General features: G+C 61.4%; 13 protein-coding genes and 1 pseudogene. 3 read left to right on the top strand and 11 right to left on the bottom strand.

All coding sequences use genetic code 11. The features are described 5' to 3' along the window. Positions 1–307: 307 nt before the first annotated feature. The 6 genes from QEO92_RS14450 to QEO92_RS14425 form a co-directional block, all read right to left on the bottom strand. Positions 308–1,126 carry a sugar phosphate isomerase/epimerase family protein gene (locus QEO92_RS14450; protein ID WP_227703518.1) on the bottom strand — a complete coding sequence of 273 codons (819 nt, stop codon included), beginning with the start codon at positions 1,124–1,126 and terminating at the stop codon, positions 308–310. A gap of 48 nt (positions 1,127–1,174) precedes the next feature. Beyond that, positions 1,175–2,029, bottom strand: coding sequence for an ABC transporter permease (locus QEO92_RS14445; RefSeq protein WP_227705168.1), 855 nt, complete (start codon positions 2,027–2,029; stop codon positions 1,175–1,177). A 92-nt stretch (positions 2,030–2,121) separates the two neighbouring features. Next, positions 2,122–3,057, bottom strand: a complete 936-nt coding sequence (locus QEO92_RS14440; RefSeq protein ID WP_037146581.1) for an ABC transporter permease — start codon at positions 3,055–3,057, stop codon at positions 2,122–2,124. Between the two features lies 1 nt (position 3,058). After that, on the bottom strand, positions 3,059–4,075 hold the full coding sequence (locus QEO92_RS14435; RefSeq protein WP_227703517.1) for an ABC transporter ATP-binding protein: 1,017 nt from the start codon (positions 4,073–4,075) through the stop codon (positions 3,059–3,061). Further along, complete coding sequence (locus tag QEO92_RS14430) at positions 4,072–5,085, bottom strand: ABC transporter ATP-binding protein (protein WP_407721330.1); 1,014 nt, start codon at positions 5,083–5,085, stop codon at positions 4,072–4,074. The genes QEO92_RS14435 and QEO92_RS14430 overlap by 4 nt, the downstream gene beginning before the upstream one ends. Before the next feature lies 1 nt (position 5,086). Continuing rightward, positions 5,087–6,667: an ABC transporter substrate-binding protein gene (locus QEO92_RS14425; protein WP_227703515.1), complete on the bottom strand. Its 1,581-nt coding sequence runs from the start codon at positions 6,665–6,667 to the stop codon at positions 5,087–5,089. A gap of 231 nt (positions 6,668–6,898) precedes the next feature. Between QEO92_RS14425 and QEO92_RS14420 the strand changes: the two genes are divergently transcribed. After that, on the top strand, positions 6,899–7,609 hold the full coding sequence (locus QEO92_RS14420; protein ID WP_227703514.1) for a GntR family transcriptional regulator: 711 nt from the start codon (positions 6,899–6,901) through the stop codon (positions 7,607–7,609). 106 nt (positions 7,610–7,715) lie between these two features. Here the strand turns inward: QEO92_RS14420 and QEO92_RS14415 are convergent. The 3 genes and pseudogenes from QEO92_RS14415 to QEO92_RS14405 all read right to left on the bottom strand — a co-directional run. After that, a pseudogene (locus QEO92_RS14415) lies at positions 7,716–8,059 on the bottom strand (site-specific integrase); the annotation flags it as partial. A 61-nt stretch (positions 8,060–8,120) separates the two neighbouring features. After that, entirely contained in the window at positions 8,121–9,161 is a 1,041-nt protein-coding gene (locus QEO92_RS14410; protein WP_227703513.1) for a zinc-dependent alcohol dehydrogenase family protein, read from the bottom strand. Between the two features lie 273 nt (positions 9,162–9,434). Beyond that, positions 9,435–9,965 (bottom strand): flavin reductase family protein, encoded by a 531-nt coding sequence (locus tag QEO92_RS14405; RefSeq protein ID WP_227703512.1) that lies wholly within the window; start codon positions 9,963–9,965, stop codon positions 9,435–9,437. Positions 9,966–10,312: 347 nt separating this feature from the next. Between QEO92_RS14405 and QEO92_RS14400 the strand changes: the two genes are divergently transcribed. Further along, positions 10,313–10,669, top strand: a complete 357-nt coding sequence (locus tag QEO92_RS14400) for a hypothetical protein (RefSeq protein ID WP_227703511.1) — start codon at positions 10,313–10,315, stop codon at positions 10,667–10,669. Between the two features lie 747 nt (positions 10,670–11,416). On the opposite strand, the gene QEO92_RS14395 is transcribed toward QEO92_RS14400, so the two are convergent. Beyond that, positions 11,417–11,851 carry a MarR family winged helix-turn-helix transcriptional regulator gene (locus tag QEO92_RS14395; RefSeq protein WP_227703510.1) on the bottom strand — a complete coding sequence of 145 codons (435 nt, stop codon included), beginning with the start codon at positions 11,849–11,851 and terminating at the stop codon, positions 11,417–11,419. A gap of 567 nt (positions 11,852–12,418) precedes the next feature. Between QEO92_RS14395 and QEO92_RS14390 the strand changes: the two genes are divergently transcribed. After that, on the top strand, positions 12,419–14,278 hold the full coding sequence (locus QEO92_RS14390) for an ABC transporter ATP-binding protein (protein ID WP_227703509.1): 1,860 nt from the start codon (positions 12,419–12,421) through the stop codon (positions 14,276–14,278). A gap of 315 nt (positions 14,279–14,593) precedes the next feature. Here the strand turns inward: QEO92_RS14390 and QEO92_RS14385 are convergent, their stop codons facing one another. Next, entirely contained in the window at positions 14,594–15,250 is a 657-nt protein-coding gene (locus QEO92_RS14385; protein WP_320443026.1) for a F0F1 ATP synthase subunit beta, read from the bottom strand. Positions 15,251–15,731 lie beyond the last annotated feature (481 nt).

Below are 15,731 nucleotides of genomic sequence, written 5' to 3'. Positions count from 1 at the left end.
GTCGCCGCGCGCCCCCTGTCGGCGCAGACCGGACGTCGCCAATTCCAGAAGATCGCGATGGCCATCCAGCCGCTGCGACATCGCCTCCAACTCACGACCGATCTCGTGCCCGGCGAAAAGATCGAATATGGAGCCCTGGACGGTGCGTTCTTGGCGCGTTGTCGGCTCCGGCGGCTGTGGGTTTGTCTTTAGAATCAGTGGCTCGATGCTAAAGTGTACCTAAAACCGCCGGGCCTTGCCCGCACAATAGGCGAGATTTCCCTAACAATTCCAAAGGCTTGCCGTTTATGGGCGCAGACGAGACCAGTTACTGTGCGAGGCCGAGGTTCGCCAGATAGGCCGCAGAGGCCTTAATCTGCGACTTGTCGCGGATCTCGATGATCAGACGGGGATTGGAGGTGATGCCGGCAAGGCGAGCGAAGAAGGCGCGCCAGTTGATGCTGCCGTGGCCGACCGGCCAGTGACGGTCGGCATAGCCATCGGCATCCTGCAGATGCACGTGCTGCAGCAGGTTGCCAGCGTCATTGGCGAAGTAATCGACCGGCGGCGCGCCGGTGGAACCGGTGGCATAGGCCGCATGGCCGGTATCGATCGACAGCGCGAATGCGCGCGAATTGAAGCTTTCCACCAGACGGCGGCGGTCGGCGGGGTCCTTGTCCTCGATGTTTTCCAGCACGAAGACGCAGCCTTGGTTCTCGGCGCGCTTCACCGCGGCATCCAGCGTCTGATGCGTCATCTCCAACACGCGTTGGCGCTGCTCCGGCCAGTTGTCGAGATTGTTGTGCATCCACGTCGTATAGGGGCTGTGGATGACGATCTGGGTGATGTTGAGCGCGGCCGCGACGTCAAGCGCCTGCTCCATGCGCCGCGCCACCAGTGCCCGCACATCCGGATCGGCCGAGGCGATATTGAGGCCCATGAAGGGACCGTGCATGCCGAGGCGGCCCTGATGGCCGTCAAGAAGCTGCTTTGCACGCTCCACCAGCGGCTGCCAATCGCCGCAGAGAACTTCGGCCGGAACAAAATCCTGCAGCTCGAGATCGCGCGGCTTCTCCAGCAGCCAGTCCCGGTTCAGTTCGACGTCCTTCAACGTCATGGCGGCGCCAAGAATGGGCAGATCAGACATGGTATGGTCCTTCTATGGTGTCGAGCAGCATGCTGCGGGGGAGGGAGATCAGGAAAGCGTGGGGTCCAGCCGGTCGCGCAGCCAGTCGCCGAGAAGCGAGACGCATAGCGCGGTGGCGGTGATGACGAAGGCCGGCGCCAGCATGATCCATGGGGCGGACGACAGATATTCGCGGCCGAAACCGACCATGTTGCCGAGAGAGGTGCCTGGCGGCTGGATGCCGAGCCCCAGGAAGGAGAGGCCACTTTCCAGCAGGATGATTTCCGGAAAGGCGAGCGTCATCGAGACGATCAGGGTCGAGGCGATATTGGGCAGGATGTGGCGGCCGTAGAGGCGCCAGGGCGAGGCTCCCAGCTGATGCACGGCCGCCGCATAGCCATGCATCCGGCCGCTGATCGCAAGGCCGCGGGCAATGCGCGCATAGCGCTCCCAGGCGTGAAAACCGAGCAGGCAGACGAACAGCACCAGCGAGTTGCCGAAGAAGGCCAGCACCGCCAGCGCCAGCACCAGGAAGGGAATGGCGGCGGAAAAATCCACCAGCGCCAGAACGGCCTGCTCGACGATCCCGCGGAAATGCGCGGCGACGAATCCCAGCGTCACCCCGATCACGGCACCGATGATGGTGGCGCCAAAGGCAATCAGCAGGCTCATGCGGATCGAGGTGATCAGTCTGGACAGCACGTCGCGCCCCAGTTCATCCGTTCCGAGCACATGGCTCCAGCTGCCGCCCATGAAGACCGGCAGGCTCAGCCGGTTGCGCAGGTCCATCTGCGTAAATCGGTAGGGCGAGATCAGGTCGGCCGAAACGGCAATCGCCAGCATCAAAACGAGCCACAGGACGGCAATGGTGATCAGGATCGGCATGCGGTTGAGGCGCTCCAGCAGCGACCTCAACCGCGCCATCGGAGAACCGCCGGCCGCGGCGGTTGAGGAGGTGGTATCGGCCATGTTCTGGCTCCTTCAAGGGCAGGGCGGGCAAGAAACGGTGTGGATCATCAGCGGCGTGCCGGCCTTGCCTGCCCATGCATGCGCGGGTCGACCAGGCCGTAGAGAACGTCCACGATCATGTTCGCCGCGACCATGGTGATGGCGATCATCAGGACGATGGCCTGCACGATCGCGAGGTCCCGGTTGGCGACGGAGATGACCAGCAGCCGGCCGACGCCGGGCCAGGAGAAGACACTCTCCACGACAACGGCACCCGCGACGAGACCGCCCAGCATGAAACCGATGATGGTGATGGTCGGAATGGCCGCATTCTGCAACGCATGACGCCAGACCACGGCCGACCACGGCAGGCCCTTGGCGCTTGCCGTGCGGATATACGGCTGGCCGAGCACTTCCAGCATGGCGCTGCGGGTAAAGCGCGCCAGAAGGGCGGCGCCGCCGAAGCCCATGGTGGCAATCGGCAGGATGGCGTTCAGCCAGCTGTCCTGCCCGGCCGAGGGCAGCCAGCCGAGATTGACGGAGAGGATCAGCACCAGCAGCATGGCCAGGATGAAGGAGGGCACGGCAAAACCCGTGACCGCCATCACCATGACGCAACGATCGATCAGCGAGTTGCGGTGAAGCGCGGCATAGACGCCGGCGGGAACGCCCACGATGAGGTTCACCAGGAAGGCCGGCACGGTGAGCGCAAGCGTCGAGGGAACCCGCTCCAGCACCACCGCCATCGCATCGCGACCATCGCGCATGGACCGGCCGAGTTCGCCGCTGAAGATGGCCTCGAAAAACGAGAAATACTGGACCCATAGCGGCTGATCGAGACCCCAGGACTTGCGGAAGGCGTCGATTGCCTCCGGTGGTGCATCGGCGCCCATGATCACCATGGCCGGATCGCCCGACATGCGCAGAACGACGAAAACGAAGGTCACGACCATGATGATGCTGACGGCAGCGCGCAGCAGCCGGGAAAGAAGGTAATGCAGCATGTCAGCAGGTCTCCAGCAAAGCGGGAGCACGGGCGGCTGCCGCCTCCCCGTGTGCGATATGGCAGGCGACGCGCCGGCCGTCGCTGCGGCGCGGCTTCAGTTCCGGGGTCTCAGTCCGGCAGGTCGCCGTGGCGACCGGACAGCGCGGATGAAAGGCGCAGCCCGTCGGGCGATTGGCGGGGTTGGGCGGATCACCCTGAAGGATGACCCGGCTCGTCGTCTTGCCCGGATGCGGAATGGCCGAGACGAGTGCCTGAGTGTAGGGATGGGCGGGTTCGTGCAGCACCGCATCCGGATCGCCTTCCTCGACGATCCGGCCGAGATACATCACCGCGACGCGCTGGCTGATCTGGCGTACGGCCCGGAGGTCGTGGCTGACGAACAGCATGCCCATCTTGAGGCGCTCCTGCAGGTCGCTCAGCAGGTTCAGCACCAGCGCCTGGATCGAGACGTCGAGCGCGCTGATCGGCTCGTCACAGACGAGTAGATCCGGATTGGTCACCAACGCACGGGCAATCACGGCGCGTTGACGCTGCCCGCCGGACAGAGATTGCGGATGCCGGGCGACATGATGCGGCTGCAGACCGACCTCCGCCATCACAGCGGCGACCCGTTCCTCTCGTTCTGCTGCGGTGCCGATCCGGTGAATATCCAGCGGCTCGGCAATCTGCACGCCGACGGCCAGGCGCCTATCGAGGGCCGCCAGCGGATCCTGATAGACCATCTGCATGCGCCGGCGAAGGTTCGCCCAGGCCGCCGTGCCGCTCGGCGGCATGGCGTTTCCGTCGAAGATGACAGAACCGGTATCCGGCGGCTCGATGCCCAGCACCAGCCGCGCCGTGGTGGATTTCCCGCAGCCGGATTCGCCGACCAGCCCCAGCGTTTCGCCGCGCGCCACGCGGAGCGAAATCCCGTCCACGGCCCGCACGGCGGTCGGGCGCCCCAGCAGCCCACGCCGCACCGTATAGCTGCGCGCAAGATCACGCGCTTCGAGCAGATCTGCCGTGCCCGCACTCATTGCATGGCCCTTTCGCGCGTCGTCGCAGCGTGATGATGCGATGGATGGCCTGCCTGGTGGTATGGTCTGGCATGGATGCAGGCTGCACTATGGTCCTGCGTCAGGGGCAATGGCACCGGATCGACTTCCGCGCAGCGGTCGGTTGCCGCATTGCAGCGGGGCGCGAAGGCGCAGCCTTGCGGCATATGCGCCGCCTCCGGCACGCTGCCGGGAATGGCAACCAGCCGGCGCCGCGCGCCGCTGAGCGGCGGCAAGGCCCCCATCAGCCCGCGCGTATAGGGGTGGTTCGGATGGGTGAAAATCTGACCGCTTGGCGCCTCTTCCACGATCCGGCCGGCATACATCACGGCAATGCGCGAACAGGTTTCCGACACCACGCCGAGATCATGCGAGATCAGCACCAGCGCCATGCCGGTATCGCGCCGGAGCGTGGTCAAGAGATCTAGGATCTGCGCCTGGATGGTGACATCCAGCGCCGTTGTCGGTTCGTCGGCGACCAGAAGCTCCGGCTCACCGGCCAGCGCCATGGCGATCATCACGCGCTGGTTCTGCCCGCCGGAGAGTTCATGCGGATAGGCATTGATGCGGTTCTTCGCATCGGGAATACCGACCTGATCCAGCAGGCGGATGACCTCCGCCTTCGCCCGCTGCCCGGTCATGCCGCGATGCAGGCCGAGCGCCTCGCCGATTTGACGCCCGATGCGATGGACGGGATTGAGGCTCGCCGCCGGATCCTGGAAGATCATGGCGATCCGTCCGCCGCGCACCGGCTCTAGCCGCGCCTTCGGGGCACCGAGAATCTCGGTGCCATCGATGAGAACGGAACCGCGTACCGTTGCCGAGGCAGGCAACAGGCCAAGCGCTGCGAGCCAGGTCACGGACTTCCCGCAACCGGACTCGCCGACCAGCCCGACCGCTTCGCCGCGCTCGACCGCAAGATTGATGCCCCGCAAGGCCGGTGAGCGGCCGAAAGCGACCGAGAGGTTCCGGATCTCGACGAAAGCCATCACCTCAGGCGCTCCAGTTGTGGCGACGGAAATCCATGACGAAGGACTGGGAGGGCACCCACTTGATATCGGCGCGCTTGGCGGTGAAGGAGGCGTTGCGGTGCAGGACGACATAGGCCGGATCTTCAATCTCGATGATCTGCAGCATGCGGCGCCACACTGCGATGCGGCGGGCGCGATCAGTGCTGGAGCCGAGTTCCTTGGAGAGATTGCCGAATTCTTCGTTCCGCCACTGGTTGTTTCTCCAAGGCGAACCGGCAGGGCCCCAGGAGCCGGACATCTGTACATAGGGGTCCGGCAGGCTGGCTGCCGCCGACCAATCGTGGATGCCGCGGGTTTCCGGGCCGCCTTCGCTGATCTGGCCCCAGTTCTCCACCATCTGCAGCTTGATGTTGAGGCCGATCGAACGCCAGTTTTCCGTATTGATCTGGGCGGTGGCCGTCTGGGCGGTATAGTAGTCGTTAAGCACCCGGTAGGGGATAGGCTCGCCATTGTAGCCTGCCTTGCGCAGCAGAGCGCGCGCCTTGTCCGGATCGTAGGCGGGGTTTTCGTGATCGGCGATGTAGAAGTCGCCATAGAAGGTCCACTGCAGGCCGCGCGGCACTTCGGTGCGTCCGCTCCACAGGGATTCGACGATCAGTTCGCGATCGACGGAATGGGTCAGCGCCTGGCGCACCAGCGGATTGGCCAGCACCGGATGAGACTTGTTGAACACGGTGTAGCGCGTGTTGTTGATCGGGCCGCCCACAACCTTGAAGCGCTTGTCGGCCTCCACCGTTGCGATCTGGTCCGGGGGGATGTCGCAGGCGAAATCGGCGCCGCCGGAGCGCAGCAGGTTGATGCGCGAGGCCGTTTCCGGCGTTTCCACGAAACGGATCTGGCGAAGCGGCGGGCGACCTTCCCAATGATCGTCGAAGGCGGCCAGCGTCAGGACGGAATCCGGCTTGTATTCGGCGACCGAATAGGGACCCGTGGTGACAGGCTGGCGCGCCCAGTCCATCCAACTCTTGGCTTCGAGAAAGGCGCGCTTGCTGACGATCATGCCAATCGAGGCCGAAAGGCGACCTTCGAGAACCGGATCGATGGAGGCGTTGTGAAGCCGGACCTTGTGCGGCCCGAGCACTTCGATCCGCTCGAAGGCAGGAAGTGCCTGACGGGCCACGGCCTTGACGTTGTCGGGAACCTCGACTGATCCGCCGCCCCACATCCGGTCGGGACCGTAGGAGAAGGCCACGTCCTCGGCGGTCATCACGTCGCCGTTGTGGAACTTGACGCCTTCGCGCAGGTCCACATCGACTGTTCGATCGTCGAGGCGCTTCCAGCCGGTCGCCAGTTGCGGCTGCAGCGACATGTCGCCGATCCAGTCATTGCCGAGCAGGGTTTCGGCATAGCTCGTGTAGATGCGAGCGCCGACGTTCGACTGTTCCGTCAGCATTTCCAGCGTGTTGGAGGTGGAAATGCGCTGAACGGCAACAGTCACGGCGGGGCGGTCGGCGGATTGTGCCGCGGCAAAACGCGGCATGGCAAAGGCAGCCGTTGACACTGCCGAAAGGGAAAGGAGATGGCGACGGGTGATTCCAGTCATTTTCTTGACCTTCTGAAAATGGCAAGCAAAGGGGCGTGCCGCAACAACGCGAGAGGCCCGCGTCCGGCGTGATGAAGCGTCGATGATGACGTGACGATGATCTGCGTTGCCCGGCGGAATGCTCACTTTCGGTGTGCCCGCCGCGATGCGAATTTCCTTAAGGGCTCATTGTGAAACGCGCATGACAGCTGTAGGTACAGCTATGGAATTTCAGGGGGGCGGGGACGATTGATGGAGCCGCAATGGTTCAGGGTATATCAGGCGGTGAAGAAGGCCATTCTGGTGGGAGAGATGCTGCCGGGCAGCCAGGTTCCGCCTGAATTCGATCTGTCCGAACAGTATGGCGTCAGCCGCAACACGGTGCGGCGCGCCTATCTGGCACTGTCGCAGGAGGGATTGATCCGAAGCGTGAACGGTCGCGGCTCCTTCGTCATGCAGACGGGCCTGACCTATGAAGTGGATGCAACCTCCCGTTTCCGCGATGTGCTAGACCAGCAGGGCGTGCGCTCCGCCATCCGCATCGTGGAAAGCCAGGAGGTGCCGGCAGACGAGGAGATCGCCAATATCCTCCACCTCGAGAGCGGACATCCCCTGCTGCGCGTCACCACGCTGATCCTCGGCGACGAAGTGCCGTTCATCCTGACGGTGCGGCACATACGCGCCGATCTCGTGGTGGGCCTGGACAGAAAGCTGAAAGAGACGGATTCCCTCACGCAGATCGCGCGGCGCGAAGGGCTTGGCCAGTTGCGCCGCGTGTCGACCACTGTGGCGGCGCGGTTGCCGACGGAACGGGAGTCAGCCCTGCTGCAGTGCCCGGTCAATGCGCCGGTGCTGGTGGTTCACTCGACCGGGCGCATCGACAATGGTCTGCTGCTAGAGTGCCAGAGGGCTGCGATGAACAGTCAGCTTATTCGGCTGTCGTTCCAGGCTGAGGGTCGTTGATCGCGCGCGGCGCAGGTTTCGTCTCTTGCGCGAATTTCCGTGCATCCATGAAATCTTGAGGTCCTGCGCTATGTAATGGCCAGGCCTATAGCCGCGGCCCAGACATTCAGGACAGCATCCGGGTGGCCCTGCCACTAGGCCGCTTGCGCATGGTTGTCGTATTCTGACGCCTGCTGGACGGATCGATGCCGGGACTGCTCCATGGCCTCTGGCAGCGGGATGCCTCGGTTGGCCGCTTCGGTGAGATAACCGGAGCGTAAGCCATGGTCGAAAAATTCCTCCAGGTCCAGTCCTGCCATCTGCGCCCGCTGCCTGACGATGTCGTTGATCCCTTTGGATCAAGCGCACGCTGCGAGCCATTCCCCAGCGATCAATCGCCCGGAACACACTGCCACTTTCGATCCTGGCGAGGTCAAGCCAGGCGTCGAGCGCGTCGCGAGGGCCGCCGCTAGACATTAGGAAACGCCAGGCGGCAGAGTGCTGCAGCCTGGCCTCTTTTCGCTTCGCCGGATCAGGCCGCTTCGATGATGACCTTCAGCGCCTGCGTGCTCGCCGCTCTCGAAAAGGTATCGTAGGCATCGAGGATTGCGTCGAGCTTGAAGCGGTGGGTGATGAGTTTCTTCGGATCGATCTTGCCCGATTGCACCGTCTTCAAAAGCATCGGCGTCGAGACCGTGTCGACCAGCCGGGTCGTAATGGAGATGTTCTGCGACCACAGCTTTTCGAGATGCAGATCAGCCTTCACGCCATGTACGCCGACATTGGCGATGATGCCGCCGGGCGCGATGATCTCCTGGCATAACCCGAAGGTGGCCGGGACGCCGACGGCTTCGATCGCGGTATCGACACCCTTTCCGCCGGTCACGTCGAAGATGCGCCGTTTGGCCGCCTCTCCATCCGCCTTGACCGTCTCCGTCGCTCCGAAACGTTTTGCCACCTCAAGCCGGTTTTCGTCGAGATCGACCATGATGATTTCCGACGGCGAATAGAATTGCGCGGTCAGCAATGCGGCGAGCCCGATCGGCCCGGAGCCGACGATGGCCACTGTCCTGCCGGGCTGAACCTTACCGTTCAGGACACCGCATTCGAAGCCGGTCGGCAAGATGTCGCTCAGCATGACCAGCGCCTCTTCGTCTGCGCCGTCCGGGATCGGATAAAGGCTGGTATCGGCATGGGGAATGCGCACATATTCGGCCTGGGTGCCATCGATCGTATTGCCGAGGATCCAGCCGCCTGTGGTGCAATGCGAATACATGCCGCGCCGGCAATATTCGCATTTGCCGCAGGAGGAGATGCAGGAGATCAATACCCGGTCGCCCTTCTTGAACTGGGTCACGCCGGCACCGATATCCTCGACAATTCCCACACCCTCGTGTCCGAGGATGCGGCCTGGCGTGCAGGTCGGCACATCGCCTTTCAATATATGCAGATCAGTGCCGCAGATGGTCGTCCGGGTGACCTTGACGATTGCGTCGGTCGGTGCCGCGATTGTCGGGACAGGCCTCTCCTGCAGGCTTTTCTTCCCCGGTCCTTCATAGACGAGAGCTTTCATGATGTTTCTCCAGGTTAAGGCGGATACGCCGCTTTCGAGCAACATCGCACCACAGGACCAGATCGCCTTGACCCTTATCAATGTCGGCGGGTTCGCCCCGGGACTCGCCAGCCGTCTCAGGGCTGACGGAGATCAATGCCCTCATCGGAAGGGTATAACAAAAGACGAGGGGCATCTTTTCGACCATGGTCCGGCTGACGTCGACCTCAACCGGCGCCGACAATAGCAATCTCCTGCCCGACACTCAGCCGGCCGAAGCCGTCAGCGCGTGCGTTACGGCATCCTGGATTCGATGTGGACGGTTTCGCCATCTACGACGAAGGCGCCGTATCCCTTGTGGTGGAGGGTCCTTGGCGCCTTCTGCTCGGGATCCTGCCAAGCAGCGACGACTTCCAATACAAAGAGATTATAGTCATCCACGAGGCGCGTTTCCTTGACCTTGCATTCGAGGTTGGCGAAGCATTCCTCGATCAGCGGAGCTGCAACCTGACTTGCCGGTAGCGGCGTCAAGCCGAAGCGCGTGAACTTGTCGAAGTCGCGACCGGAGCAATTGCCGATACCCACGACCTTGTGTGCCAGTGGGGCGGCCGGAATGGCGATGACGCATTCCCCGGTTTGCCACAGCGCCGCGAAGCTATAGTCTGCGCTGGAGACGACGCAGGCGATGAGCGGCGGCGTGAATTCCACCATCATATGCCAGGACATGGTCATGACATTGGAATGGCCGTCATGGCTTGTCGTCAGCAGCACGACCGGCCCGGGTTCGAGCAGCCGGTAGACGTCGACGAGTGCAACTTCTTGCATGGCCGCCTCATGAATATTGCTCGCGGTCTTCCTTAGCCGCGGCTTGTCCGTCGCGACGGTGCTTCACGATAAGGTTCAATCGACAACCAACAGGACCTTCCCGCCTTGAGCAAGATCAATGAGCTACGGGGAGGAGGTAATTTTTGCTGCAACGTGTTCACGACGCAAGAAGAGGCCGGTGAAAGCAAATGTCTACATAGCCAGATCCGAACCATTCCGCCAAACCACCCTGAAGAGCGCCTGACCTCGCCCGAAATGATCTTTGTGACAAAGCTCTATTCTTTCATTTTGTATCACAACGTGATATAAATCATAAAAAATGTCCCGAATTCCGGGCGCGTCAAAAAATGGCGGAGGCTAAACCTCGCAAATCGAGAAGGTGCCAAATCGGGGGAGACATGGCCAACATAGATGAATTCGCAAAGCTGTCACTGCTTCTCGAAAGCAAACTGAGCGAGCGGGGAATTTTGAACGTCGACGGTTTGTTGATGTCCGCTTCATTGCCCCCCGACATCGAGGAGAAGCTGGACGGATTGATCGATAACATAGCTGAACTGGAAGGATTGATCCGCATTGTCCATGCCGCCCGGCAAGGCGAAACTCTTTCGCCGCCGGTCGCGGGTGCCGTTCGCGTGATGATTGAGGAAATCTGCGACGCCCTCTTTGAGCCGGAGGAGCTCCGCAACCTGTCGAGGCTGCATTAGCCTGCAGGTCGTTTCAATCATCTCGCTGTGTCCGGTCCCGATGACGTTAAGACCCTTGGTTCTGCTTGCACTTCTGCTCCTGGCCCATCCGATCAAGGCTGGAGAGGTCTCAACCTGTGCCGCTGCAGCCAAAGGCCTGCTCGTGACGACACCAGGACAACTGCTATCGGTTGCGCAGGCAAGGGAAGGCTGCACCGCAATTTATCTGATGTATCGCGAGGGAAAACGCCCGCGGAGGATGACGGTCAAATTTCGAAGAAACCCTGACCAAAGCGGCGGCATCCAATGGGAGACGGTTGGTGCGGCGAAGATATTGCCGGTGGCGGGACGCGAGCCATCCTCCAGGGAATAATCTTGCTGAGTTGCGTGGAACAAAGGTCCGAGCGTCAGATGGACTGTGCTCGTTTCGGGAGATGCTCATCATGAGAATGAGGACGGCACCCTATTTAAAAGCGCTCGCACTGTTGGGTGTCGGGCTCGGGTCGTTGCCTGCCGCCGCGGCAACGCAGGTACGGCCTACGGGCACTCCCGATGTGCCGCGCTATATCGTCGATATCGCCGGAAAGCGCGTCCGATTGGTCGGCCCAAGATTCTTCACGGATGCAACCAAAAAGCTCAGATTTCCCGGCAGAAATGATGACGACCAAGAAAAGCAGGCGAGGTAGCGATTTGGTTAGCTCATCAATGCGCTTTGTCGAAGCAGGCCCAAAGAGGCTGCGCTTATCCAGCCAGCGCAGATATCCGGTTTTAAGCGTCCGGTTCGCCCATCTGGCGAAGGCGCCGGAGAGACTCGGCCAGCAGAGGTTCGTGTGCGAGCATCTCGCGAAGGTGATCACGCGCAAGCGTATCGAGAAGCGCTTCGCCAGAGGCTGTCAGCTTCAGAAAAACGCTGCGCCTGTCTTCCTGAGATGCTGTACGCAGCACAAGTTTTGCCGCCACGAGACGGTCGGCGAGCTGCACGGCGGCGTGATGTGACAGCAGCATATCGTTTGCGAGCTGCTTGATCATGATTGCGTTGTTCGCAGCGACCTTAATGACAAGAAGCGCCTGATATTGCTGGGAGGTAATGCCCGCCTTGGTCAGGACCGCTTCGCTGAAGGCGAGAAACCGGCGCATGGCGAGCCGCACCCCTGCCAGTCCTTTGAATATCTCAATGTCTAACTGGTCCTGACCAAGGCTCATCTGGGCTTACTCGAACGAGGAGGATCAATATTGCAGGGATAGAGCTGCAGAAGATAGCTCGCAAGAGCATTCAAGGTCGATCTTCAACGGCAAGCCAGGGCAACCCACACCACAGCTCAAGGTCGTTGCGAGGGTGCTTCACGATGCTACCGAGCGCTTCCAATCAGATCGCGTTTCGATGTACAAGCCGGAGACAACGCGGCAGCCAAGTGGATTGTCCCCGACAAGTTGAATGCGGAGACTGGTCTAAAAGATCGGATCCGGCTCCCACCGGATAGTTTCTCCGAGCGAATGATCTCGCAGCCCTCATGTCGAACCCAGATGTTACGGTGCGGGCTGTATTGGCGGCATATTACTCGGGGGTATACCCTAAGGTGCTCGCGCATGGGGTCGAGCGCGGCCTTCTTCAGACCTGTCGATAAATGGCCGCTATCGTAGTTTGGAATCTTGCAAAGCGAAGTGCCGCCCACGGGCAACCTGGACATTCAAACCGGCTTGAGTTTTCCCGCCGGCCAATCCGTGATTAACTACCGGCGATTTCCATTCCCTCGCCTGTTTGCCTCCGATATGTCGCTTTTGGATTTGATTTATCGCCCCTTCGAGACGCTCGTCCGTCCACTCGACATCCCCTATGCACCGCTGCCGGCGACGGGGCCTTTCGCGCTGCTTATGCATTTCGCGTGGATGTTTCGCGGCGTGCTGGCAGCCGTCGCCATTTTCATGATGGCGATCGAGGGGATCAACCTCGCGACAATCTGGGGCATTTCGTTCATCGTCGACGGGGTGAGCGCAAAAGGTGCAACGGTCTTCCTGCGCGAGGACTGGCCGACCCTGACGGTTCTCGGCGTGCTGCTGTTCCCGGTAATGCCGCTCCTCATCTTTCTCGGCAACACGCTGCGTTCCCAGGTGTTGGCCGTGTCGATGCCGGCCGCGATGCAGTGGCAGGGCCACAAGGCAGTCGAACACCAAGACCTTGCCTTCTTCCACGACCTTTTCGCCGGCCAGGTTGCCTCACGCATTTCGCAGGTCGCTTCTGCCGTGCAACAGCAGATCGCTGTCGCGTTCCAGAGCTTGCCGTATTTCCTGGTGCAGTTTGTCGGGTCGCTTGTGCTGCTTGCAACGCTTTCCTGGCCGCTGGCCATCCCGGTCTTCATTTGGATTGCTGCGAATGCCGCGCTTGCGGTGGTGGCGGTGCCACATTTCTCGGAACGGTCCCGCCATTCGGCCCGCGCGCGCAGCCTTATTGTCGGGGCCATGACCGACCTCTATAGCAACATTCAGATGGTCAAACTGTTTGCGGCCGAAGACAGCGAGGCGGGTGCGATGCGGACCGTCATGGGAAACGCTATCGAGACGCAGCAACGCGAAAGGCGCGTCCACCTGACGACTGACAGCAGTGTGGTCCTGCTCAACGTGATTCTCATCATCGCCAATTTTGCGGTGGGGTTTTGGGGTCTCGTCTCGGGCTTGGTGACTACCGGTCAGTTCGTCGCCTCGATCGCAATCGTTCAGCGGCTCAACGCGAATTCCCGCGCTTTTCTGAATATGGGGCAGCAGATATTCCAAGCCGTGGGCACGATCCGCGACGCAATGCCGGTCGTCACCACACCTCCGACCATCACCGACGCGCCGAACGCCCGGCCGCTTGCTGTCACCAAGGGCAAGGTCGAATTCAGGAACATTCGGTTCGCGTACCGCCAGGGGCCGGGCGTGATCGAGGACCTGTCGCTCACCGTCGATGCCGGTGAGAAGGTCGGACTCGTCGGCCTGTCTGGCGCCGGCAAGTCGACCCTGGTCAGTCTGCTCCTGCGGTTGTTCGACCTCCAGGACGGTGCGATTCACATCGACGGTCAGGACATTCGCAGCGTGACGCAGGCAAGCCTCAGGGAGAGTATCGGCGTCGTCACCCAGGATGTCTCCCTACTGCATCGCTCCGTCGGCGACAATATTCGCTATGGCTGGCCCGATGCCTCGCATCAGGAGATGGAACGCGCCGCAATGCTAGCCGAAGCCGACGGCTTCATCGCCGATCTGAGGGACGGCGAGGGCCGCACCGGCTATGACGCCTTCGTGGGCGACCGCGGAGTGAAGCTTTCTGGCGGGCAGCGTCAGCGGATCGCCATCGCCCGGGTTCTGCTCAAGGACGCACCGATCCTCGTTCTCGACGAGGCGACGTCGGCGCTCGACAGCGAAGCTGAGGCAGCGGTCCAGGACAAGCTCGCGCTCCTAATGGAGGGTAAGACGGTGATCGCCATCGCCCACCGTCTGTCGACGATCGTCAGTATGGACCGGATCGTTGTGCTCGACAAAGGCCGTATCGTCGAGGAGGGAACGCCGTCGGCTCTACTCGAACGCGACGGGCTTTATGCCCGCCTCTGGAAACGGCAGACCGGCGGTTACATTGCCAACGCAGTCGAGGAAGCATGAAAGCCGATCCAAAAAGTGGTCATCGGGAAACCTAGGCAAGATCCTCTATCCGCGGCGTTTTAGGACAGTCTACGGGATTTTCGCGACAGAGAAGCTATTCATTGGAGTTGATGGGCTGATGACACCGGACGAATTGAAGATCGTGCGTCGAGCTTATGCGAAGCAGATCACGGCGGCTGTTAGAATTGTCGATGAACATGTTGAGGCAGCTTTTGCCGAAGTGCCGCGAGAAGATTTCCTTGGTTCCGGTCCTTGGCCGATCTTTCGAATGCGGAAAGCCTACGTTCCGACCCCGACTGCCGATCCGGTCTACCTTTATACGGACGACATTGTTGGCATTTGGCCGAAGACGAGTGCGGTGCGGGCAAGTGCGCCGGAGGATGTCATGTCCAGTAACATTTCGTGCCCCTCGCGGGAGCGCTCGCCGACGCCCGCGAAGACGGAAATACCCCGGTAGCTCTCCACTATTGCGTGGATGAGTTCCATCACGAGAACCGTCTTGCCGACGCCCGCTCCCCCGAACATGGCGGCTTTCCCGACCCGGGCGATCGGCGTCAGAAGATCGATCACCTTGATGCCGGTGACGAAGAGATCGGAAACGCCTTTCTGGGTGACGAGCGCCGGAGGCTGCCGATGGATCGGACGACGCGGCAGGCTGGCCGGAAATTCTCCGCGACCGTCGCCCGCATTGCCAGCGACATCCATCAGTCGACCCAGGACCGCATCGCCGACGGGTACGTTGAGCGGTTGGCCGAGACGCACAGCCTCGTCGCCCCGCCGAAGCCCGCTGGTTGTCTGGAGTGCGATTGCGCGGACCGTGTGACGGTCGAGATGCGCCTGGACCTCTGCCAGCAAAGTGACGGTCTCGCCCCGAAGGGAAAGAGCTTCGTCAATCTCGGGAAGTGTTTCCGGCGCGAAGGCGATGTCGATCACAGCGCCGCGGATCGCTACGATTTTTCCCGATTCTGCCATGGCGATTCTGCCTCGAGTGAAAGCTGAACTCCACGGCAAACTGTCTGGATGAACCGACCGCTACATTGATCTTTGTCATCCCCGTCTGGCAATTTGCAGCGGCCTGTCGCGGAGTGTTCGCATGGCCTGAAATTCGAACACAGCATCGTGAGGATGATCCTGGTCCGGAACTTTCAGGATGGATGGTGTCGGTGGTGCACCGGATAAAATGCCGGAATTTCGTAGATCGACATGTCCGGCTTCAACGACAAGTCTAGGCAACGACCGGCCTGACGTCGCCATCGTCAATCCGAAATCTCCATCTTACTGCAGGCAGGAACCGCAGCCCATGCAACGCGTTGTGTGTCGAAAACAAAGGAGAAAGAAGATGCTTAAGGGTATTTTATTATGGGCGATGGGCGTGCCTATCTTCGTGATCATCCTGCTTTACATGTTTGTTTTCTAGATAGAGCGTCAAACCCGCGGAATGCGCGGCACGCAG

Origin of the sequence: Neorhizobium petrolearium, assembly GCF_029854435.1 — a bacterium.
In the GTDB taxonomy this organism is placed as follows: Bacteria; Pseudomonadota; Alphaproteobacteria; order Rhizobiales; family Rhizobiaceae; genus Neorhizobium; species Neorhizobium petrolearium.
This window is presented reverse-complemented; position numbering and strand designations above follow the sequence as displayed.